General features: G+C 57.8%; 21 protein-coding genes and 1 tRNA gene. 9 read left to right on the top strand and 13 right to left on the bottom strand.

Features of this window, described 5'->3' with window-relative positions; genetic code table 11:
- Positions 1-15: 15 nt before the first annotated feature.
- The gene (locus VJ369_RS10590; RefSeq protein WP_324092026.1) at positions 16-1,809 is read right to left on the bottom strand and encodes an ABC-F family ATP-binding cassette domain-containing protein; all 1,794 of its coding nucleotides are present in this window, start codon (positions 1,807-1,809) and stop codon (positions 16-18) included.
- 163 nt (positions 1,810-1,972) lie between these two features.
- Here VJ369_RS10590 and VJ369_RS10585 point away from each other — a divergent pair.
- The 3 genes from VJ369_RS10585 (at position 1,973) to VJ369_RS10575 (ending at position 4,687) form a co-directional block, all read left to right on the top strand.
- A tRNA-Gln gene (locus tag VJ369_RS10585) sits at positions 1,973-2,047 on the top strand.
- Positions 2,048-2,184: 137 nt separating this feature from the next.
- Entirely contained in the window at positions 2,185-3,636 is a 1,452-nt protein-coding gene (gene glmU, locus VJ369_RS10580) for a bifunctional UDP-N-acetylglucosamine diphosphorylase/glucosamine-1-phosphate N-acetyltransferase GlmU (protein ID WP_324092025.1), read from the top strand.
- Between the two features lie 70 nt (positions 3,637-3,706).
- Complete coding sequence (locus tag VJ369_RS10575; protein ID WP_324092024.1) at positions 3,707-4,687, top strand: ribose-phosphate diphosphokinase; 981 nt, start codon at positions 3,707-3,709, stop codon at positions 4,685-4,687.
- Between the two features lie 108 nt (positions 4,688-4,795).
- Here VJ369_RS10575 and VJ369_RS10570 read toward each other — a convergent pair whose 3' ends face one another.
- Together VJ369_RS10570 and VJ369_RS10565 are read right to left on the bottom strand one after the other, a co-directional pair.
- A complete protein-coding gene (locus VJ369_RS10570) occupies positions 4,796-5,299 on the bottom strand; it encodes a hypothetical protein (protein WP_324092023.1) in 504 nt (167 codons plus the stop codon).
- 39 nt (positions 5,300-5,338) lie between these two features.
- Positions 5,339-5,764: a DUF1801 domain-containing protein gene (locus tag VJ369_RS10565; protein ID WP_324092022.1), complete on the bottom strand. Its 426-nt coding sequence runs from the start codon at positions 5,762-5,764 to the stop codon at positions 5,339-5,341.
- A gap of 300 nt (positions 5,765-6,064) precedes the next feature.
- Here VJ369_RS10565 and VJ369_RS10560 point away from each other — a divergent pair, with 300 nt between their 5' ends.
- The 4 genes from VJ369_RS10560 to sufU all read left to right on the top strand — a co-directional run bounded on the left by VJ369_RS10560 (position 6,065) and on the right by sufU (position 8,928).
- Positions 6,065-6,349, top strand: coding sequence for a 50S ribosomal protein L25 (locus tag VJ369_RS10560; protein ID WP_188684432.1), 285 nt, complete (start codon positions 6,065-6,067; stop codon positions 6,347-6,349).
- A gap of 43 nt (positions 6,350-6,392) precedes the next feature.
- Entirely contained in the window at positions 6,393-6,974 is a 582-nt protein-coding gene (gene pth / locus VJ369_RS10555) for an aminoacyl-tRNA hydrolase (RefSeq protein ID WP_324092021.1), read from the top strand.
- Positions 6,975-7,173: 199 nt separating this feature from the next.
- Positions 7,174-8,475, top strand: a complete 1,302-nt coding sequence (locus VJ369_RS10550; protein WP_324092020.1) for a SufS family cysteine desulfurase — start codon at positions 7,174-7,176, stop codon at positions 8,473-8,475.
- Positions 8,476-8,928 carry a Fe-S cluster assembly sulfur transfer protein SufU gene (gene sufU / locus VJ369_RS10545; RefSeq protein ID WP_324092019.1) on the top strand — a complete coding sequence of 151 codons (453 nt, stop codon included), beginning with the start codon at positions 8,476-8,478 and terminating at the stop codon, positions 8,926-8,928.
- Between the two features lie 90 nt (positions 8,929-9,018).
- On the opposite strand, the gene nhaA is transcribed toward sufU, so the two are convergent.
- The gene (nhaA, locus tag VJ369_RS10540) at positions 9,019-10,365 is read right to left on the bottom strand and encodes a Na+/H+ antiporter NhaA (protein WP_324092018.1); all 1,347 of its coding nucleotides are present in this window, start codon (positions 10,363-10,365) and stop codon (positions 9,019-9,021) included.
- Positions 10,366-10,524: 159 nt separating this feature from the next.
- Positions 10,525-11,019 (bottom strand): DUF2505 domain-containing protein, encoded by a 495-nt coding sequence (locus VJ369_RS10535; RefSeq protein WP_324092017.1) that lies wholly within the window; start codon positions 11,017-11,019, stop codon positions 10,525-10,527.
- Positions 11,020-11,246: 227 nt separating this feature from the next.
- On the opposite strand from VJ369_RS10535, the gene mfd reads away from it, so the two are divergent.
- Positions 11,247-14,864, top strand: a complete 3,618-nt coding sequence (gene mfd / locus VJ369_RS10530) for a transcription-repair coupling factor (protein WP_324092016.1) — start codon at positions 11,247-11,249, stop codon at positions 14,862-14,864.
- Positions 14,865-14,881: 17 nt separating this feature from the next.
- On the opposite strand, the gene VJ369_RS10525 is transcribed toward mfd, so the two are convergent.
- From VJ369_RS10525 to VJ369_RS10510, 4 genes are all read right to left on the bottom strand, one after another.
- Positions 14,882-15,364, bottom strand: coding sequence for a tetratricopeptide repeat protein (locus VJ369_RS10525; protein ID WP_324092015.1), 483 nt, complete (start codon positions 15,362-15,364; stop codon positions 14,882-14,884).
- Positions 15,365-15,618: 254 nt separating this feature from the next.
- Entirely contained in the window at positions 15,619-16,281 is a 663-nt protein-coding gene (locus tag VJ369_RS10520; protein ID WP_324092014.1) for a GDSL-type esterase/lipase family protein, read from the bottom strand.
- Positions 16,282-16,283: 2 nt separating this feature from the next.
- Entirely contained in the window at positions 16,284-17,162 is an 879-nt protein-coding gene (locus VJ369_RS10515; RefSeq protein WP_324092013.1) for an arginase family protein, read from the bottom strand.
- Positions 17,163-17,357: 195 nt separating this feature from the next.
- Positions 17,358-18,059, bottom strand: a complete 702-nt coding sequence (locus tag VJ369_RS10510; protein ID WP_324092012.1) for a GNAT family protein — start codon at positions 18,057-18,059, stop codon at positions 17,358-17,360.
- A 296-nt stretch (positions 18,060-18,355) separates the two neighbouring features.
- On the opposite strand from VJ369_RS10510, the gene VJ369_RS10505 reads away from it, so the two are divergent.
- Positions 18,356-18,868, top strand: a complete 513-nt coding sequence (locus VJ369_RS10505; protein WP_324092011.1) for a recombinase family protein — start codon at positions 18,356-18,358, stop codon at positions 18,866-18,868.
- Positions 18,869-19,108: 240 nt separating this feature from the next.
- Here the strand turns inward: VJ369_RS10505 and VJ369_RS10500 are convergent, their stop codons facing one another.
- The 4 genes from VJ369_RS10500 to VJ369_RS10485 are packed head-to-tail and all read right to left on the bottom strand — an operon-like array spanning position 19,109 to position 22,684.
- On the bottom strand, positions 19,109-19,360 hold the full coding sequence (locus VJ369_RS10500; protein WP_324092010.1) for a hypothetical protein: 252 nt from the start codon (positions 19,358-19,360) through the stop codon (positions 19,109-19,111).
- A 35-nt stretch (positions 19,361-19,395) separates the two neighbouring features.
- Positions 19,396-20,082, bottom strand: a complete 687-nt coding sequence (gene deoC, locus VJ369_RS10495) for a deoxyribose-phosphate aldolase (RefSeq protein WP_324092009.1) — start codon at positions 20,080-20,082, stop codon at positions 19,396-19,398.
- Between the two features lie 33 nt (positions 20,083-20,115).
- Complete coding sequence (locus tag VJ369_RS10490) at positions 20,116-21,846, bottom strand: phospho-sugar mutase (RefSeq protein WP_324092008.1); 1,731 nt, start codon at positions 21,844-21,846, stop codon at positions 20,116-20,118.
- Positions 21,847-21,883: 37 nt separating this feature from the next.
- On the bottom strand, positions 21,884-22,684 hold the full coding sequence (locus VJ369_RS10485; protein ID WP_324092105.1) for a purine-nucleoside phosphorylase: 801 nt from the start codon (positions 22,682-22,684) through the stop codon (positions 21,884-21,886).
- Positions 22,685-22,693: the final 9 nt, after the last annotated feature.

The following is a 22,693-nucleotide window of genomic DNA, read 5'->3' as shown; positions in this document are numbered from 1 at the left end:
CGCCACCAGCTGTGACTAGCTGAGGATTTCGGTGAGCTCAAGCCAGCGTTCTTCAAGTTCATCAATCTGGGATTGAAGGTCGTTGATTCTGGCAGTGAGTTTGCCCAAGGCCTCGTAGTCACTCTGGTCGTGGGCGGCCATCTTGGTATGAGTCTTCTCTACCTTGTCCCGTAGCTGACCGACCTTGCGCTCATTAGCGTTCAGTTCCTTCTGAGTGGCGCGAAGCTCCGCGGCACTTAGACCCTTGGTGTTGGCAGAAGTACCGTTCGAGGACGCAGCGGCCGGATTGCCTGACCCCTTGACTCCTTCGGCGCTGCGCAACTTCAGGTACTCGTCGACGCCGCCTGGCACATGACGGAAATTGCCGTCCAGGATGGCGTACTGCTGATCGGTGACACGTTCGAGCAGGTAGCGGTCGTGCGACACGACGATGAGCGTGCCAGGCCAGGAGTCAAGCAGATCTTCCAAAGCAGCCAGCATGTCCGTATCGACGTCGTTCGTTGGCTCATCGAGGATCATAACGTTCGGTTCATTCATCAAGATCATCAGCAACTGCAGGCGGCGGCGCTGGCCACCGGAAAGCTCGTTGATCTTGGTGGACAGGTGCGCGGAGGAGAATCCCAGACGTTCCAGCAGCTGCGCTGGGGTCAGATCTTTGCCGTCCACATTAAACGTGGTGCGGAATCCAGCCAAGACTTCGCGAACGCGGTCTTCACCGATCTTCTCCAACTCACGGAACTGCTGATCGAGCACGGCCAGCTTCACGGTCTGACCGCGCTTGATGGTACCGCCGGTAGGTACTACGGTGCCTGCAATCAATCCCAACAGGGTTGACTTGCCAGCCCCATTGGCACCGAGCAGCCCGGTACGTTCGCCCGGAGCAATACGCCAGGTAAACGGCTTCAAGATGCGCTTGTCTCCGAAGCTGACCTCGGTGTCCAGCAAATCCACCACGTCCTTGCCCAGACGGGTGGTGGCCATCTTCTTCAATTCCAAGGGGTTGCGAACCGGAGGAACGTCGGCAATCAGCTGGTTGGCCGCTTCAATACGGAACTTCGGCTTGGCCGTACGTGCCGGTGCACCGCGGCGCAGCCAGGCAAGTTCCTTCTTCATCATGTTCTGGCGTTTGCCTTCGGTGACCGCCGCAATGCGGTCACGCTCCACACGCTGCAGTACATAGGCCGCGTAGCCGCCTTCAAAAGGCTCAACCAAGCGGTCGTGCACCTCCCAGGTATTGGTGCAGACTTCGTCGAGGAACCAACGGTCGTGAGTGACCACCATCAGTCCGCCGGAGTTCTTGGACCAGCGGTTGTTAAGGTGCGTAGCCAGCCAGGAAATACCTTCGACGTCCAAATGGTTAGTTGGCTCGTCGAGGATGACCACATCCCAGTCTTGGACGAGCAGTGCAGCCAAAGCGACACGGCGGCGCTGGCCACCGGAGAGCGTTGAAATTTGCGCTTCCCAATCCAGGTCTGCCACAAGTCCACCGATGACGTCACGAATGCGGGCCTCGCCGGCCCACTCGTGAGCTTCCATGTCACCTACCAGTGCGTAATGCACGGTGGAGTCTGAATCGAGGGTGTCGCTCTGGTCCAGTACCCCGACGGTTACGTCTCCACGCCGGGTCACACGCCCTGAGTGAGGTTCGATTTTGCCCGCGAGCATGCGTAGGAGCGAGGATTTGCCTTCGCCATTGCGTCCCACCAGACCGATACGGTCGCCTTCGGAAATACCGATGGTGACCGAGTCAAATACGACGTGGGTGGGATATTCGAGATGGAGGGCTTCGCCTCCGAGTAAATGAGCCACACCTCTAGTTTACGAAGCGACGCAAATCGAGAACTAGTTAACACCGATCTGGAGGCCATAGGGGAGATAATCTTTGGCTGAGGCGTTGTGCGATTTCACTCAGACTCTAGATCGTGGCAGAATAATTAGCGTACTTAACGGGCAATGCTCGTCAGGTACGTTTTCCGCCCTGGTGTAATGGCAACACGCCAGCCTTTGGAGCTGTGCATTGTAGGTTCGAATCCTACGGGCGGAACCATTTAGCTCTCAGCGCCCCTGGTGGGCGCTTTTCTTTTTGAACGCCAGTTAAGCCGATCTTCCTCATCGCGATAGACTGTCAGCGGGGTTTTATTTTGATGCCAGAAGCCTCATACTCGACTTCGCAGGAGAAAGCACTTGAGCGATCAGGTCAACGCACCAGTAGCCGTTATCGTCCTCGCCGCAGGCGCAGGAACCCGGATGAAATCGGCTAAGCCGAAGATCATGCATGAAATTGCAGGTCGTTCAATGATTTCTCACGCATTGCACGCCGCTTCCGCACTGGAACCGAAGAGCTTGGTCGCCGTAGTGCGTCACCAACGTGACCTCGTTGCAGCTCATATCGTTGAGCAGTTCCCAAGCATCACCATCGCCGACCAGGATGACATTCCTGGCACCGGCCGTGCCGTGCAGCAGGGACTTGACGCCGTAGATCCAGACCTCGAAGGTACCGTCGTAGTGACCTATGGCGATGTGCCATTGCTCACCAGTGAAGTACTGGCAGGTCTCGTGGTCACCCACGAAACGAGCAGGAACGCTGTCACCGTGCTGACCACCGAGCTGGATGACCCATCGGGTTACGGCCGAATCCTGCGTGATGAGAACGGTGAAGTTTCCGGGATCCGTGAGCAGAAGGATGCCAATGAGGCAGAGCTTGCGGTGAAGGAAATCAACTCGGGCATCTATGCGTTTGATGCAGCCATGCTGCGTTCGGCGCTGACTGAGGTCACCACCGACAACGCGCAGGGTGAAATGTACCTGACCGACGTACTGGCAATTGCCCGTTCCCGCGGCGGCCGAGTCGCGTCCTCGCAGATTGCCGACCGCTGGCAGATCGAGGGAGCGAACGACCGCGTCCAGGTTTCCAACCTCGCCCGCATCTACAACGAGCGCAAGACCGAATTCTGGATGCGCCAAGGCGTGACCATCATTGATCCGGCGACCACGTGGATCGATGCCACAGTGATGATCGGCCAGGATGTCACCCTGAAGCCAGGTACTCAGCTGCATGGCGAGACCATCATCGGCACCAATGCCGTGGTTGGTCCAGACACCACCTTGACCAACGTGGTTGTTGGCCAGAATGCTACGGTCAAGCGCACCGACGCTACCGACTCGCGGATCTCCGAAGGAGCCAGCGTTGGCCCCTTCGCTTACCTGCGTCCCGGAACCGAATTGGGTCCGGACGGCAAGATTGGCGCTTTCTATGAAACCAAGAATGTAACCATTGGCCGCGGTTCCAAGCTCTCGCACCTGGGTTATGCCGGGGATGCTGAAATCGGTGAGTACACCAATATTGGGTGTGGCAATATCACCGCCAACTATGACGGCGAAAAGAAGCACCGGACCAAGATTGGTTCGCATGTGCGCACCAGCTCGAACACCGTGTTCATCGCCCCGGTTGAACTCGGGGACGGCGCATACACCGGTGCTGGTGCTATCGTCCGCAAAAACGTCCCGGCTGGCGCACTAGCGTTGTCCGTGGCTCCGCAGCGCAACACCGAAGGTTGGACGCTGGAAAAGCGTCCGGGCACCCCTTCGGCCGATGCCGCATTCAAGTCCTCGTTGAATAACTCGGCTTCCGAATAATTCATTCGAGGAATTCATTTCCTCAGACCACCTCATACGTGATAGCGAAGCGAGCGAGAAAGCAAACCCCATGAGTGAAATCAGCCATAACGTCGATAAAAAGCTGGTTCTGGCCAGCGGCCGGGCACACCCGGAACTAGCAGCAGAAGTTGCTAAGGAACTGGACACCGAACTGCTCCCGCTGAACGCCTACGACTTCGCTAACGGCGAGATCTACGTGCGTTCGGACGAGTCGGTACGCGGCAAGGAAGTCTTTTTGCTGCAGTCCTACCCAGCCCCGCTGAACAATTGGCTGATGGAACAGCTGATCATGATTGATTCGATGAAGCGTGCCTCGGCACGCCGCATCACCGTGGTCGCACCGTTCTACCCATATGCTCGTCAGGACAAGAAGGGCCGTGGCCGCGAGCCAATCTCGGCCCGTCTGGTAGCGGATCTGTTCAAGACCGCTGGCGCTGACCGTATTATTTCTTGCGATCTGCACACCGCGCAGATCCAGGGCTTCTTTGATGGCCCGGTGGACCACCTGTTTGCCTTCCCGCTGTTGGCGGACTACATCCGTGACCGCGTGGGCGATGACCCAATCACCGTGGTCTCCCCAGACACCGGTCGTGTGCGTGTGGCTGAGCAGTGGGCCGAACGCCTTGGCGGCGCCCCACTGGCATTCGTGCACAAGTCCCGTGACTTGACCGTGCCTAATATGGCCGAGTCCAAGACCGTCGTAGGCCAGGTTGCCGGCCGTACCGCGGTACTGATCGATGACATGATCGACACCGGTGGAACCATTGCAGGCGCAGTGCGCGTACTGAAGGAAGCCGGCGCGAAGGATGTCATCATCGCGGCGACTCACGCGGTCTTCTCGGATCCTGCCGCGCAGCGTCTGGCCGAGTGCGGTGCCACCGAAGTTGTGGTCACCAATACCCTGCCAATCCCAGAAGAAAAGCGCTTCGCAAACCTCACGGTACTGTCGATCGCTCCGATGCTGGCACGCGCCATCTCCGAGGTCTTCCACGAGGGTTCTGTCACGAACCTATTCGACGGCCGCGCCTAGCAGTTCTCGTTTCGCAAGCCTATGGCCGGCACCTTCGGGTGCCGGCCATAGGTCTCTGAACTAGCTTTTATAACACTGATTCCCGGCGGTCATTCCGAGATGATCAGGCTAGCTACCAGCGACAAAAATGAAATGGTCGTTGGGGGAGAAGCGGTGTTCGTCGGTGCATCGGTAGCCGCGGAGCCACTGTTGGCCATCGACTGTACGAAGATAAAATCCCTTGGGGAAATCATCGTCGCCCAGTGCCACAGAAGCTACCGTGAGCGAACTTTCCGGAGCCTTCCCAACGTTGAGCACGCTGTGCTTGGACGTGGGTTGTTCCCTATAAGCCAGGCGTAAATATGGGCCCGCGGTCACCGGGCACAAACTTAGAGCATGCCGCCTCGCGGCAGAAAAAACGTCAGCTAAGGATGCTCCGTCGTTCAAGCCCAGATCCGCGAGTCTGCGGGTGGCAAATTTCTTCACCAAGGGAGCTTCCATGTGATCGAATACCGGATGCTGCACTAGCTGGTTGGCAAACTCGTTAAGCTGAATTTCTCGGCCGCGTAATTTCAATTTCAGTGCGCTCCGGCTCAACCCGCCAATAGCGACCGCTTGCAGCCCAGCGCTCATCTGATCTCCTCTTTTGGCTAATGCGCCACCACGAGTAAGTTACTGACCCGCCTCGGTGAGGGCCAAGGCGTAAGAAGCCGCCAGTAGCTCGCGCAGTGCTTCGAGATTAACTTTGGATAAGCGGCCTAGATAGAGACATGCTTTGCTGGCTTTGTGCGGGCCAAGCGCGCTAAGCAGCTCTGGCCATTTTGCCGCGAAATCACTCTGCAGATAAATAGTGTGTTTTGCAGAACCTGGCGCAAACGCCATCAACGGTGCGTGTCCACTATGCCCGCTGTCGTAACGGTATTCGTAATCACCGAAACCGATGATGCGCTCCGCCCAGATAACCGGAGGCAAGCCAGTGATTTCCTGGAAGAGTGCCAGTAGCTGCTCGGCTTCGTCACGACGTGTGCCTGGGGCCCGGGAGAGCACCTCGGCAACGGGCATTTCAGACGGTGACATCACTGGTTGTTTGGCGCTCATATGTTCTCCTTTATATTGGATGGCTTGAGGCCACCGAAGATTGATCTTTCCTGCCACCCTACCGGGCATTGTTGCTAACGCTCCCGGGGTCTTTCGCAGTTGTGGTGTAGGGTACAGATTTTTTACTCTCGCCCGCTTGCTGGTAGAATTTCTACTTGTGCTCAGGCGAGGGAATCATCTTTTTTGATGTGACCGTTATCGACAAGGCCGGAAAAGCTCTTTCATCTCCAGATGATGGATGCTTCCCAGGTCCACGCAGGGCGTAAAAAGAAGCATTCAATCACTATAAGGAGATTCATCATGGCATCTGTCAACCTTGACGCCGTAGTTCGTTCCGATTTCGGCAAGGGCGCAGCCCGTCAGGCTCGTCGCGACGGCCTGATCCCAGCAGTAATCTACGGTGCAGGCTCCGAGCCACAGCACATCTTGCTGCCAATCCACGAGACCACCTTGGCTATCCGTGACCGCGGCGTTCAGCTGGTTCTGAACATCGATGGCAAGGAAGTCAAGACCTCCATCAAGGACATTCAGATCCACGCAATCAACCGCACCGTTGATCACATGGATCTACTGATTGCTGCGTAAGTTCGGTCCTCGGAGCGAATACAGCTTTTAGTAGCTAAAACATATGAGTAGTGATACTTGGCTGGTAGCCGGGCTCGGGAATCCTGGGCCCGGCTACGCTGGCAATAGACACAATGTCGGGCAGATGGTGCTCGACGAATTGGCAAAACGCGTCGGCTCGAAATTTAAAACCCATCCATCGCGTGCCCAGATCATTCAGGGACGCGTAACAGTTGGTGGACCACGCGTGGTGCTGGCCAAACCCATGACCTACATGAACGTTTCCGGTGGTCCGGTGGCGAATCTCGCAAAATTTTTTGGAATTGGTGTCGAGAATTTGATCGTGGTGCACGATGAAATCGACATTCCTTTTGACACCGTCAAGCTCAAACGCGGCGGGGGAGAAGGCGGCCACAACGGACTGCGCGATATCTCTAAGGCCATGGGCTCCAAAGACTACTTGCGAGTTCGCGCAGGTGTTGGACGGCCCGCCGGTCGCATGGATACTGCCGACTGGGTATTGCAGGACTTCTCCAAATCAGAGAAACAGAATTTGCCTTTTTTGATCGATAATTCGGCTGACGCCGTGGAACTGTTGATGTCCTCCGGTTTAGAAGCCGCACAGGGAAAATTTCACACATCGTAAAGTGGCTTAGCCACAGCGCTCGGTGCACTACCCCTAGTGGGCGGTGCGACGGGCGCTGTTCTTTTCGGATGAGGCATTGCTTACTAAGGCCTAACTTAGATGAGATTCGCGATCTAGAGTGGAATAATTAGCTAATGTACCCATTGCCTAATCGCCAAAATTGCGCGGGCAAACCATATCCATCACCTCGGAGGACCAAGTGCACACGGTAATCGGTCACCCAGAAGCAACAGAGGCGCTCTCTCTTTCAGAGGTAGAGCGCATCAAAGCAGACTTCGAAATCCTGGAGCACCAAGTCAACGGCACGGATCTCGTATATCTGGATTCTGGAGCGACGAGCCAAAAGCCTCGTTGCGTTTACGAAGCCGAACAGCACTACTACGAGAACGCCAACTCTGCAGTGCATCGTGGGGCCCATAGCCTTGCGGTGGAAGCCACCGATATTTTTGAACAGGCCCGTGAAACGGTAGCGAAGTTCATCGGTGCGTGCAGCAATGAACTGGTATGGACCTCCAACGCCACCGAAGCGTTAAATCTCATCTCCTACTCCATGTCGAATGCCTCGCTCGGCCGCGGCGGGGAGGAAGCGCAGCGCTTCCGTTTGGGGGCCGGCGATGAAATTTTAGTCACAGAACTTGAGCACCACGCAAATCTCATCCCCTGGCAGGAACTGGCTTTTCGCACCGGAGCAACACTGCGCTACGTCCCGGTCGATGAACAGGGCGCACTGCGCTACGAGATGCTTGATGAACTAATCAACAGCAAGACCAAGTTGGTGGCCTTCACCCACGTATCGAACGTGTTGGGAACCATCACCGATGTGGCACGTTTTGTTTCTGCTGCCAAAGCGGTAGGCGCATTGACCGTACTGGACGGGTGCCAGTCGGTCCCGCATATGCCGATCGATGTGAAATCTTTGGACGTAGACTTCATGGCGTTCTCCGGTCACAAGATGCTAGGCCCCACCGGCATCGGCGCCTTGTATGGCCGTGCTGAACTGATGGACGCGATGCCTCCGTTCCTCACCGGCGGTTCGATGATTACCGTCGTTGACATGGAACACGCAGAATTCCTCCCCTCTCCGCAGCGTTTCGAAGCAGGAACCCAGCGTGTGGCACAGGTGCACGGATTGGCTACCGCCGCCAGCTATCTGGATGAGGTCGGCATGGATCGCATAGCCAGCTGGGAAGAACACCTCGGCGCGATGCTCTTTGAAGGACTTTCAAACCTTGAAGGTGTCCGCGTTTTTGGACCCTCAGGCATTGCCCGTATTGGCACGGTGCCTTTTGAAGTGATCGGAGTGCACCCGCATGATGTGGGGCAGTACCTGGATTCACGGGGTATCGCGGTGCGTGTGGGACACCATTGTGCCCAGCCGCTGCACCGGGCCTTAGGCGTTTCCGCCACAACCCGTGCGAGCACCTACCTGTACAACACCGAGCAAGACATTGCCGCACTGATTGAGGCTGTTGCCTCCGTGCGTGAATACTTTGGAGTCTAAATGAATGAATTAGATCAGCTGTACCAGCAAGTAATTCTCGACCATGCGAAGCGGCGCATCGGGTCACCCCTGGTGGACCCTGCAGCCGGTGAGCTGCATGGTGAATCGCACCAGCACAACCCGATCTGCGGAGACCAGATTCGAGTCCGCGTGGCAGTTGGTGAAAATGATCATTTCACTGCGATGAGTTGGGAAGGCGACGGCTGTTCGATTTCTATGGCTTCCGCCTCGGTGCTCAGCGAGATGCTTCCGGAACTTACCAAAGACGAGTTTCTGGACAAGCTGGAAGTCTTCCGTGAAATGATGCGTTCGCGTGGCACTATGGTGCCCGATGAAGAAGTGCTCGAAGACGCTGCTGCCTTTGTGGGGGTCTCTAAATTCCCTGCACGAGTCAAGTGCGCAATGCTCGCTTGGGTTGCGGCAGAAGCTGCCATGCTCGGCGCAAGCGCCTAAGCAGGCCAAAACCCAGCAACCCAGTATTCAAAATAAAACGGCTTTGGCCTTCACGCGAGTGAAGGCCAAAGCCGTTTTATTGTCAGCGGGTTATTTGTCGTCCGCCTGATAAACATCTGGAATGCCGTCCTGGTTATCGTCACGCGATTCCCGGGCAGCGATCTCCTTATAGCGGCGGTTACGTGGAACCAACCAGATGGCACCTAGAATCGCGGCGACAAATGAACCAGCCAAAATCGCGACCTTCGCATGTTCGTAATGCGCCGACTCCAAGCCGAATGATAGTTCGGAGACCAACAGCGAGACGGTGAAACCGATACCGGCCAGCAGCGTCACCCCGAAGAGGTCACCCCATCGGGCGTCCTTGTCCAAAGAAGCCTTAGTGAACTTGGTCAAGAGCCAGGTAGAGCCCATGATGCCTATCGGCTTGCCGAAGATCAGGCCCAAGACAATTCCCCAGAAGACCGGATCTGTGAGCAACCCTCCGCTGCCCTTGTCGGGAGAAATGACTGTCACCCCGGCGGCGAAGAAAGCGAAGATGGGGATGCAGAAGCCTGAGGACAGCGGCCGGAAGCGGTGTTCAAAGCGTTCCGCGAGACCGATTCCTTCGCGGCCATCGGTGCGTTTTACTGGCACGCAGAAGCCCAGAACTACACCGGCAATTGTTGCGTGAATACCCGAACCAAAGACGAAGATCCAAGTCAAAATGCCCAGCGGCAACAGGATCAGCCACGCGGCCCAGGCCCGCTTCGCGAAGAACTTGCCAAGGTATCGCGCAAGAATCGTGAAGAGAATAATCGGAATGATGGCCAGCCCGAGGTATTCAAATTTCAGGTCATCGGTGAAAACAACGGCGATAATGACGATGGCAATCAGGTCATCAACCACGGCAAGAGTCAGCAGGAAAATACGCAGGGAGGCCGGTAACGCCGAACCGATGACCGCGAGGACCGCGACGGCAAAGGCAATATCCGTCGCCGTGGGAATAGCCCAGCCACGCAGTAGCTCGGTGCCTCCACCGGACCCGGCGGCAATGGCCACGAAGATGAGTGCAGGAACTAAGACACCACCAAAGGCAGCGGCCACCGGAACTGCAGCGGTTTTGATGTTGTGCAGGTCGCCAATGGCGAATTCTTTCTTCAACTCCAAGCCGGTCAGGAAGAAGAACACCGCTAATAGGGCGTCTGCGGCCCAGTGGCCGATGGAGAGATTCAGATCTACACCGAATAAGGTGGGTCCGAAGTGGAAGTCACGCAATGCAAAATAAGAATCTCGCATGGGGGTATTGGCCCAGATCAGGGCCAGGATTGCACCGGCAATGAGAACCATGCCGCCGACTGTTTCTTTGCGCAGGATATCTCCGATACGCACAGATTCTTTGTAACTTGGGCGCGAAAACAGGTTCTTTGGCGAACCCGAAGATGGCGTTTGAGTCATAGCTAAACTCGCTTACTTCGTTAAATGACAAATTGTTCGCCGACCAGACTTCCCGGCACACCTATATTCCACCCTAACGTGAAACGTGGTTGGAACCACAAATCCCGGGCCAATGCATCTTCACATTGTCCCGGGAATTTGTGCTGAATTACGGCTTGCTTACTTAGAAAGCCATTCGTTGACCTGTGCGGCCTGCATGTTCAGCGCCTTGCCCAGGTAGGGCTCGGCAGCCGAAGCAATTTTGCCGCCAATGAACGGAATCGACGAAGAAACCTTCGCATCAATTGCGAAGTTGGTGCTCTCACCTTGCGCTTTCAAAGCTTCAGTTCCGGAAACAGTCACCGGGACACCTGCCACGGTGATCTTCACGGTCGCCGAACGGTTACCTGCAGCATCCGGTGCGCTCCACTGCTCAACCTGAGTGACGTCGATGGAGGCACCAACAAACTTGCGGGCAAAGTCTGGCACCCGGTCGGTGGGTAGCGCACGGACAGTGGTCAGGGTAAATGCCCCTGCGGTGTCACCTTCCACGGTGAAGCTGCTTAAGCTGCCTTTGGCGAGCGAGGTGAGGTGCTCGGCGAAACCGCGGTCGGCCAGGGTCGCGATGACCTGGTCCGCGCGGTGGGCGATCTGTGTGCTTGCGTTCAATGCCATGAATGCGAATCCCAATCTAAAAAGGTTCGGCGGTCGTGCGGAACAAACTTAGGTTCCGTGCCGTTTCTGGTCGGTATTAACCCTATCTGCTCCCACCGGTTAGGTAGGCTAGGAAGGCAACATAAAACAGCATATTGGCATTGCGCCGACCGCGGAAAGAATTTGCGGTCGCTGTTTGTGGTGCGCCACGTAGCTGTTTTGCCTTCAATGAGAGGAACTTTTGCAACATGAGCCTATCCGGACTTCATGATTTCCTGCGCGAGGAACCGTCATTTAGGCGAATCCAGCAAAGCGCCTCCCAACCCTTTGCCATGCGTAGCGAAGAATTAGAGATTGCCGCCCCGCAAGGTATGCGCGCCATTCTTGGCGCGCACGCAACCGAAGGACTCATCGCGGGGAACAACCACGCGGTGATGCTCATTGTCACGGCCACAGGACGCGAAGCAGAAGAAGTGTCGGCCTCATTGAGCGCCTATATGCCACAATCTCAGATCGCCGAGTTCCCCTCCTGGGAGACCCTGCCGCATGAACGGCTCTCGCCGCGGAGCGATACGGTGGGACGCCGGCTGGAGGTTTTACGCAGGCTCAACGACCAAGACCCGGACCTCAAAGTCATCATTGCCCCCATTCGCGCCGTGCTCCAGCCCTTGGTGGCCGGACTCGGCCAGCTGCGTCCGGTGCTGCTGGAGCTAGACGCCGAGCCGGGTTTTGAAAAAGTCATCCGGGATTTGGCAGCGGCCGCCTATGCACGCGTGGATATGGTGACCCACCGTGGCGAGTTTGCCGTACGCGGTGGCATTATTGATGTGTTCCCGCCGACGCTTGAACATCCGATACGTATCGATTTCTTCGGCGAACAAATCGACTCCATGCGCTACTTCTCGATCGCTGATCAGCGTTCGTTAGATGGTGCGGGCCCAGCAAAAATTATTGCTACCCCCTGCCGTGAAATGCTGATTACCCCACAGGTAATGGGCCGTGCCGCTAACCTGAAAGCACATTTCCCAGCGGCCACTGAAATGCTCACCAAAATTGCCGGCGGTATCGCGGTAGAGGGAATGGAATCATTGGCCCCGCTGCTGGTCGATGAGATGGTCCCACTGCTGTCATTACTTCCGCAGTCCTCCATTGCCTTGGTTATGGAACCTGAACGCGTGCGCACCCGTGCCCACGACCTCAATGAGACCAACGCCGAGTTCCTCGCCGCCGCCTGGGCTTCAGCTTCCGATGGGGCGGCCGCACCTTTGGATCTAAGCACCGCGGAGTCTGGGCGAAAGCTCGCCTCCGGCGATTTTGCGTCGCTGGCGCAAACAGTGGAGAACGCCAAAAACGCCCAGGTCTCTTGGTGGTCATTAACCTCATTGGGTGCCGATGAGGATCTGGACCTAGGCGCGGCGATAATCCGCGTCGAGGCACGCGAACCACGCGGATACCAAGGCGACGTCGAGGCGATGATGGAATTCATCTCCGGCCGTATCAAAGACCAATGGCGGATTGTTGTTGCCACCGAAGGCCCCGGCCCGGCAGCTCGGCTCTCCGAGCTATTCCAGGAATACCAGATCCCTGCGCACCGGGTAGAACTGCTCACGCAAGCCCCCACCGCCGGCCTGATAGAAATCACCCAGGCTACCGCCGGACGCGGGTTCGTCTTTGAAGCGCTGAAATTCGGGTTGCTCACCGAGGCCGACCTGCTAGGCCGCTCCAGTGCCTACGGAAATCGTAAAACCCGTAAGCTCAGTGCCAAGCGCAAGCGCAACGCCGTGGATCCGCTGTCCCTGCAGGCCGGGGACTACATCGTGCATGAACAGCACGGTATCGGTAAGTTCGTGGAATTGGTCGCGCGTAAGGTCGCTGGTTCGTCCAAGGATTCCAAGCGGGAATACCTGGTGGTGGAATACGAGCCGTCTAAACGCGGGGCACCGGGGGACCGGCTCTTTGTCCCCATGGAACAGCTGGATCTCATTACCCGGTATGTGGGCGGTGAAGCTCCGAGCATGTCCAAGATGGGTGGATCGGATTGGGCGAGCACCAAGTCCAAGGCGCGCAAGGCTGTCAAGGAGATCGCCGGAGATCTGATCAAGCTGTATTCGGCGCGTATGGCTAGCCGCGGCCACGCCTTTGGCCCTGACACCCCGTGGCAGAACGAGCTGGAAGAAGCCTTCGCGTATGTGGAAACCCCGGATCAGCTGACGGCTATCAACGAAGTTAAGCAGGATATGGAACGCGAGGTTCCGATGGACCGGCTCATCTCCGGTGACGTCGGCTTCGGCAAAACCGAAATCGCGGTGCGTGCGGCCTTTAAGGCAGTACAGGATTCAAAACAGGTTGCCATCCTGGTACCCACCACGCTGCTAGCCTCACAGCACCACCAGACATTCACCGAAAGATACTCGGGATTCCCGCTGCGGGTACGTACCCTTTCACGTTTCCAAACCGCCAAGGAATCCAAGGAAATCCTTGCCGGGCTCAAAGACGGTTCGGTAGACATCGTCATCGGTACCCACCGGTTGCTGTCCAAGACCGTGCAGTTCAAGAACCTCGGGTTGGTGATTATCGATGAGGAGCAGCGCTTCGGGGTAGAACACAAGGAAGAGCTGAAGAAGATGCGCACCAACGTGGACGTGTTGGCCATGAGCGCCACACCGATTCCGCGAACCCTGGAAATGAGCCTTACCGGTATCCGTGAGACCTCCACGCTTGCCACCCCGCCCGAAGAACGCCATCCGGTGCTTACCTTCGTCGGGCCGCGCAGCGACAAGCAGATTTCTGCCGCCATCAAGCGCGAGCTGATGCGTGATGGCCAGGTGTTCTTTGTGCACAACCGGGTATCGTCCATCGACCGGGTTGCCGCCGAATTGCGCGAGCTGGTTCCCGAGGCCCGCGTTGAAGTGGCTCACGGCAAGATGAGCGAAACCCGGTTGGAGCGGATCATCCAGGATTTCTGGGAGAAGAAATTCGACGTGCTGGTGTCCACCACGATCATCGAGACCGGGCTTGATATTTCTAACGCCAACACATTGATTGTGGACCGGGCAAATAACTATGGCTTGTCCCAGCTGCATCAGCTGCGCGGCCGTGTGGGCCGTGCCCGCGAGCGTGCCTACGCATACTTCCTCTGGGACGTGGAAAAGCCCTTGGGCGAGGTAGCGCTGGAACGGCTGAAAGCCGTCGCCGCGCACAACGAACTGGGTTCCGGCTACCAGCTGGCCATGAAGGATCTGGAGTTGCGTGGGGCGGGCAATATGCTTGGTGGCGAGCAATCCGGGCATATTGCCGGGGTCGGCTTTGACTTGTATCTGCGTCTTGTCGGCGAAGCAGTCGCAGACTTTAAGGGTGAGGGCGAAGAAGACACCGCCGAGATGAAGATTGAGCTCCCGGTGAATGCTCACCTGCCGCATGAGTACGTACCTGGCGAGCGCTTGCGGTTGGAGGCCTACCGAAATATTGCCGCCGCCGAGAGTGCACAAGCGCTGGCCGAAGTGCAAGAAGAATTCGAGGACCGCTACGGCAAGCTTCCGCAGCCGGTAGAGAATCTGATGCGGGTGGCGGCGTTACGTGTGCGTGCCAGGGCCTTGGGGTTGCGTGATATTCAGCAGATCGGTAACCATATCAAGGTGTCTCCGGCGAAGATTGAGGATCTTCCGGCCAGCCGTCAGGTGCGTTTGGAGCGTCTCTACCCGGGAGCCGTTAATAAGCCTGCGCTCAACGCGATCTTCATTCCGAAGCCACGCACCTCTCCGGTTGGCGGACGGGACCTCGCGGATGAAGCGATCCTTGAATGGGCCGAGCGTCTGCTCTACGGGATCTTCGAGCCTGCTCCGGTGGTGCCGAGCAACGCTAAGTAGCCGGTGGCGGGCGCCGATTAAATGGTGCCCGCCAGCTCCTCGGCATACTCATGTACCGGACGCCCATAGAGGCTGAGGCTGGGTGCCAGCGTCTGCAAAGCTATGCGCAGCGCCTGCTGGGGCTCTCCTGCATCGTGTAGGGCGAGCGCCAGGAACGCCTGAGCATCGCGGTACACGTGGCTTGGTACCTGGATCAATTGCAGTAGTTCCACTGCCTGGCCGGCCTCGCCTAAGTTGCGCAGCGTACTGGCTAGTTGAATGCGCGCTTCATCCAGTTTTTCTGGCTCAAGTCCGGTGGCTATCGCCGCCCGGTAGGGTTCCACGGCTTGGGCTTCTTCGCCGAGATAGTCGTGCAGTGAGGCTCGCTCAAAAAGTACCACCGCGTCGCCGGCAGACCGCTGAGCGAGTAATTCTTCGAGTTCCACACGTAGCTTCTGAGGACTTTTCCCCTCGGCGCTGCGCCAGAAAGCCTCGACTTGTTCATTGAAGGTGCGGATCATAAGACGAGGCTAGTGCCTGTCATGGGGGTTTGGTGAAGAACTACGCGAAAATCACGCTAAGGAAGTTCGTACCGAAAGATTCGTTCCTGTGACACCAAAAGGCGGTTCGTAGATTTGCGTAAGCGGAACGTTCACTGGGATGGTAATGAACGCTTGGGGCAGTGGAAGCTTTACGCCGGTTCTCCGAATCGATTCGGATGCAGCAGGGCGGTATTAGTGCCGGACCTCGCAAGGGCGGCGCTGCCGGCCCGCCGTCACTGGATGCTGGGCTGCCCGGCCCTCAGTGCAGCAAGCCAGCTTTCCCAAGCGGGCCGAAGCAGCGCGGTCAAAGCGTCATAGCCTCCGGCTCCTGGATGGGCCCCATCGCCCTCGCGCACCTCGCGCCGCCAAACATCATGGTCCTGCATCTGCTTCACGACACTCACGTACGGAACGGACTGACGAGCGCATTCAGCCTCCAACAAGGCATCTAGGGAAATGATGCGTTCATTGTGCGCGTCGTCGTCAACCGCTGGCGGACCGACCATCAGGACGGGCCACCCCGACTTGCCGAACTGCGTCAAAAGCTCACGCAAATGGGATACCGAGGCTTCGGATGCGACCCGTGATGCACCGGATTCAAACGTGGTGTCGTTGACGCCGAAAGACAACACCACACCCGCATGGCTTCCGGCAGGAAGCCGAGGCGTGCATTCGGCCCGGAAGCGGCGGAGGATGTCGGCGCTGGTGTCTCGTCTGATGCCCAGGTTGTAGGCGGTCAGCGCATGTCCTTGTTCATGGCTGCGCGCTGCCAAGCGTCCGGCCCAGCCCAGGTGTCGGGCGTCGCCGACTCCGGCCACGAAGGAGTCGCCGATAAAGCAGACTCGCACATCCGGGTCCGGCTGCTCCTTAAGATCCTTGGTATTCGCCTGGACCACGTTCATCCCTCCTGGGATTCGTTGTTGTTGCGGCCTTGAACGGTGATGCCCAACGCGTCCAGCACTGGCCAGAGTGTTGACGGGTTGTGGTCCACACCGGGCACGTATTCAGTGATACCGACACCCACAAGGTTGCCCCGGGTCCGAAGTCTATTGATCACCGCGACCAAAGTGGTGATGTCCAATCCACCGGGCTCGGGAACAGCCACGGCGGGCCACACCGTGGGGTCCAGGACGTCCAGGTCCAGGTGCACGTAGAGCGGTGCACCGTCGGGCAGCCACCGGTCAAGGAGCTCTTCGAGGAGGTCCGGTTCGTTTTGCAGTTGCTCGGGGTTGATTACTGGCAGCTCGTGTGCGGCAATGAATGCTTGCTCGGGAGGGTCCATGGAGCGGGTGCCCAGGAGCGCGCATCGTTGCGTAGACAGGGTGGTGGACGGGACCAAGTCCGGGTGGCCCTCGCCGAAGAGGGTGCGCAGCGGCATGCCGTGTGCTTGTCCGCTGGGGCTGGATTCCGGCGTGTTCAAATCGGCGTGGGCATCGATCCACACCACGTGCAGGTCCGGGTGGATCGATGCCATATGCGACACCGAGGCCACTTCCACGGTGCAGTCCCCACCCAGGGTTAGTAGGCTGCTCGGCCCAAGGGCCCGCAAGTTATTCGAGGCCGCGACCAGGTGGGCATCGACGGCATCGTGGCTTTCGATCAATGAATTGTCCCCGTTGTTCGCGTGCGTATCGCGTGTTCCAAGGTCCGGTTCGACGATGTGTCGCACGGTCGATGGCGCGAGCATCTCGGCCAGACGAGTGGCGCCCTGCGCAATCCCGGGCTCGCCGCTGCCTTGCCATAACGGCACCACCAGCTGAAGGTCCCAATTGGTCACTTCGATCCCCACCTCATCTGTTGCAACCGGGTTCGGTTATTCTCATGCTAGGGCAGTGCCCGATGCTGACTGAATTCGTGAGTACGCAAGTGACGGTGGTTTTTCCAGGGACGGCGTCCCTGAACATCTCAGGGTCTAAAATAAGGGCTCGCCATCCGCAAGCGGAACCTCCTGCGGGCAGTCGAAGGGCTGGGCCTAGAGAATAACGCTGGTTTGGGTTCCGACGTATTCGAATCCTGCCCGGAGCGCCGTGCGAATCGAGGCGGTATTGTCCGTGCGGGCTCGCCGCTGCGGGATGAGACCGCAGTTCATTGCTTGTTCCATTGCGATTGCAACCGCATTGGAACCGAGCCCAATTTGCCGCTTTTCGGGAGCTGTGAGGACTCCGAGGTGAGCCAGTTTTCCTTCCCATATGTCGTATCCGGCACCTGCCAGTGGTTGTGGTCCATTGTCGCAATTGCTGAGTAGGACAAAGGTACTCTCCATCTCGCTCAGGCCTACTTCCGCCGAATCGTCGGGAAGGCAGATGTTCTCCAGTGCGATAGCGTGCTCTTGCTGGCGGCTCGCTGTTGTTAGGTGACTTGTGAGCGTTGGAGGTGTATCGCAGTAATACAGCTCCGCTTCGCCGAGAGCTTGGCCGCCATATGGATCGCTGATTTCCATTAGTTTCGCATGACTGGCAAGTTCGGCGTCCGCCAAGTTTTGGGCTGCTTCTATCGCCCAGGAGGGGCCCACTAAAATCCCAGTTCCGAACAAAGAAACAAACATGAGCAGGGCACTATCGTCCTTTTCGCGATACACCCGATTGCCTTGGATTTCCAGAGCCGCCGGGGGGACCCCAAGGATCTGTGCCCAGGCTAATTGAATACTTGTGATGGTGCTGGATTTTAGCTTCATCCAGAAAGACTAGCGGATTCGAGAAGTAAGGATTACTTGACGAATTTCAAGGAAAGAACGTGAATAATGATCCCGGTCAAATATCAATGAACCCCAATTTGGTTGCCTAGCAGTCTACCTGAATTTGGATGGCATGCTCCTTTGAGTCTCATGCCCAGCCAAGAATTTTCACATTCCCGTAAGACGGTCCTCCACGGAACACACCGGCCTCTGACATGCATCGTTGATATCGTGGGCCGCAGACTGTTCCGTATAGGGTGTACGGTGACGGGGCCTTTTGCGACACACTGAACTGCATGTCTAAACTGATGGTCGGCTATGCCCGCTTGTCCACGGGAGCGCCAGACCTCACCTCGCATTGTGATGTTCTGACAGCCCTTAGAATCGAGCCTGACCGTGTCTATGTTAACTGTGGTTTTACCAGCAAAAACAAAAATCTCGACGGACTTCGCGAAGCCCTCGCCGCTTGCCGAGCCGGAGATACTTTCGTCGTGACCAAGCTAGACCGTCTGGCCAGGTCCGCCCGAGGTGCCCACGAGATTACCGAGGAGCTCGCCAGACGCAAAATCAAACTCAGCATCGGCGGCTCCGTCCATGACCCCTCTGACCCCGTGGACAAGCTGCTGTTCAACGTCCCCGCGATGATCGCCAAGCCCAAAGCTCACCGTGGAGCACACCAATGCGAGGTGCGCGACGCAGGCAAACACACCACGGCCGAAATGGCCGCGCTCCTCTTTATCAGTCGATCCACCATCTACCGGGCCGTTGACCGGGGCCAAGGCAAGAAAACCAGCACAACCGCTCTCTGACCCCTACCTGTCACCACTGAAAAATGACGTGCTCTCACGGCTGCCCGACACAGTAAAAGATTTACACGGACTTTAACTTTTCTGCGAGCCCTATCCACCCTAGGAACGACACCGGGAAGTCGTTAGCGTTAATTTTCGTACAGGTCTTCAGGCCCCGTCATAGTCCCGGGCAAGAGCAGGACACCCGGTTAACGAATGGTGGGGAGGCCTTTCGGCCTCCCCACCATGCTCAAGCGATAATTACCGGGCCGCGTTTGCGGCGGCGGCCTCTTCAATGGAGTCCGCACGACCCATCAGGTGCATTGGAATCGCAAAGGCCAAGAAGCACAGCGCGAAGCATGCAATGGTTGGCCACCAAGCGGTCTCCAACGTCCAGTAAGACAGGGCGTAAAGACCGGCAGCGAACATCACCGTGAAGATTAGGGTATTGACGATGTTGCCAACGAGGCGGCCTTCACCTGAGTGGGCGGTGTTCTTGCCGTTCGAGTACACTTTTTCTCCTTGAGGAAACGAATGGGTGCGGGATCTTAGTAAGCGGATCCGCTTTGCTCTCCCTCTAGGATAGCAACTCCTGAGCTGGAACCCAGACGTGTTGCGCCGGCAGCAATCATGGCCCGCGCGGTTTCAACGCTGCGCACGCCGCCCGAGGCCTTGACTCCGAGATCTGGGCCGACGGTTTGACGCATTAAGGCCACGTCTTCAACGGTCGCGCCACCGGTGGAGAAACCGGTAGAAGTCTTCACAAAATCTGCTCCGGCGGCCTTGGCTGCCTCGCAGGCCAGCACCTTAGCCTCGTCGGTGAGCAGGCAGGTTTCGATGATGACCTTCAAAATGGCGCCACCCTCATGGGCTGCCTGTGCAATGGCGAAGATCTCGTTGACCAGGGAATCACGATCTCCGCGCAATGCAGCGGCCACATCGATGACCATGTCGATTTCATTGGCTCCGTCGGCTACCGCGGTGCGGGTTTCAAAGACTTTGGTCGCGGTGGTGGAGGTGCCCAGCGGGAAACCAATAACCGAACAAGTTAGTACGCTGGACTCGGCCAGTTCGCGCGAGACGGTTGATACCCACAGTGGGTTCACGCAGACTGATTTAAACTCGTACTTCTTCGCTTCCGCGCAGATCGTGATGATCTGTTCGCGGGAGGCATTCTGCGCTAGCAGGGTGTGGTCAATGTAGCCAGCGATTTCGCGAGCACTTAATTCGGACATCGTGATCCTCTTTTGTTCGTTCGTAGGTTCGGATTAGTTTGTGAGGAATGCTTCAAGTTCAGTCTTGATCGCTTGGCACTGCGCCGTGGCACGTGCCCGGGCCGCCGGAACGTCTGCCAGATCCTCGGCGTGCTCCACGGTTTCCAGATAGCATTTCAGTTTTGGCTCGGTACCCGAGGGGCGCACAATAACGCGTGCGCCGGTGAAGGTGTGGAGCACCATGGCGTTGGTGGCAGGCAGCTTCTCGGTGCCTTGCGAAAGGTCGGTGACCTCGGTGACCGCCGCTCCGGCCAGCTGCTCCGGAGCCTGAAAGCGGATCTTGTCCATCAGCACCGGGATCTGCGACAGGTCGGTGAAGCGCATCGAGAGCTGGTCGGTGACATGCACGCCATGTTTTGCTGCGAGCTCGTCTAACCTGCCCTGGATACTGTTTGAACTGGCCTTCAGCTCCGCCGCCAGGTCTGCGAGAACTAACGCCGCGGACATGCCGTCCTTGTCACGCACTAGCGAAGGGGCTACCGCGTAGCCCAGCGCTTCTTCGTAGCCGAACCCGAGGTTTTCCACGCGCGCGATCCATTTAAAGCCGGTGAGCGTTTCCTCATGTTCTCTTCCGCTGTCCTTGGCGATAGCCGCCAACATGCGAGATGACACGATGGAATTTGCCAGCTTCTGCTCGGCCGGGAGGATGCGCGAAAGCTGGTCTCCAAGCAACCAGCCGACCTCGTCGCCGCGCAGCATCCGCCAAGCGCTCCCGTCGTGAATGGCTGCGGCGCAGCGATCTGCGTCCGGGTCATTGGCAATGACCAGATCCGCGCCGAGCTTGCGGGCTAGCTCAAGGGATAAGTCGATGGCCCCTGGCTCTTCGGGGTTAGGGAACTTCACGGTTGGGAAATCTGGATCCGGATGTTCCTGCTCGGGGACCATATGTACGTCGCTGAACCCGGCGTTGCACAGTGCTAAACGCATGGTGTGTCCACCGACGCCGTGCATCGCGGTGACTACCACCTTCAGGTTCTTTCGTGCGGCGGCAAGTGATTCGCCGGCGCGCGGAATAACGTTGCCAATTGAATCCAGGTAGGACGCTTCGATATCGCCGTCTTCTGCGGCTCCCGGCAGCACGATCCAGCCCGAGTCGGCGCGTTTAATGTCCGCTACGGGTTGATCTGCATCGATCAACGCGGCAATCTGTGCGTCGATGGGGGAGACGATCTGTGCGCCGCGGCCTACCTCGTCGGCGACCTTTCCACCGACATAGACCTTATAACCGTTATCGCGCGGCGGATTGTGGCTGGCAGTGACCATGACGCCGGCCTCGGCGCCAAAGGTGCGTACCGCCCATGCGAGCACGGGCGTGGGCAGAGCCGAAGGCATCAGCAATACCTCGAATCCGGCCGCGGTAAACACCGCAGCCGAATCCGTGGCAAACACATCCGAGTTATAACGTGCGTCAAAACCGACCACCACCTTAGGGGTGTACGCCCCGGCGGCACGCTCGGACAGAAAGCGCGCAATTCCGTCAGCGGTGCGCATCACCACTACCCGGTTCATCCTCATGGGGCCAGCACCAAGCTCGGCACGCAACCCGGCGGTACCGAATTCAAGTACTCCGCTGAAACGGTCGGCTAGATCTTCTAATGCAGGTCCGTCGCCGGACTCAACGTTGGAGATCAGTGCACGGAGTTCTTGAGCGGTGGCCGGATCAGGATCTTGAACGGCCCAGTCGGTTGCCTGCGCGAGCAGTTGGTTTTTCTCGGTTTGATTCATCGTTTTCCTTGGCTCTACAGGTGAAAGTGTTTCTCGCCTAGAGGCGGGCGATGATTTGTGCCAGTAACTTGGAGATGCGTGGACCGGCGGTCTGACCGGCTTCAATGACCTCTTCATGGCTTAGCGGAATGGGGCTGATACCGGCAGCCAAATTGGTGACCAGCGAAATGCCGAAAATTTCCATTCCAGCGTGGCGGGCGGCAATGGCTTCCAATGCGGTGGACATGCCTACCAGATCGGCACCAATGGTTTTGGCGTACTGCACCTCTGCCGGGGTTTCGTAGTGTGGACCGGTGAACTGTGCGTAGACGCCCTCGTCCAGGGTTGGGTCAACGTCACGGGCAATATCACGCAGGCGTGACGAGTACAGGTCGGTCAGATCCACGAAGGTGGCTCCTTCCAACGGAGAAGCCGCGGTGAGGTTGATGTGATCGGAGATCAGAACCGGGGTGCCCGGGGTCCAATTCGGGTTCAACCCACCGCAACCGTTGGTCAACACCAGCTGGGTGCAGCCGGCGGCCGCTGCGGTACGGATGGGGTGCACTACCGAACGCACACCACGACCCTCGTAGTAGTGTGTGCGCGCGCCAAGGACAAGAATACGTTTACCCGATTCGGTCAGAATCGAAGAAATAGTGCCGCGGTGGCCGGGTACGGCCGCAGCGTGGAAGCCAGGGATGGTGGTGGCATCGAGCGTGTGGGTTCGCTCGCCAATTAGCTCAGCGGCTTCGCCCCAGCCGGAGCCGAGGACCAGAGCAATATCGTGCTTTTCGACGTTAGTTTGCTCGGCAATTACCTGGGCGGCTTGTGCCGCCAACGCCTGTGGGTCATTTTGCATATCATTCAC

The organism is Glutamicibacter sp. (genome assembly GCF_035257265.1).
GTDB lineage: Bacteria > Actinomycetota > Actinomycetes > Actinomycetales > Micrococcaceae > Glutamicibacter.
This window is presented reverse-complemented; position numbering and strand designations above follow the sequence as displayed.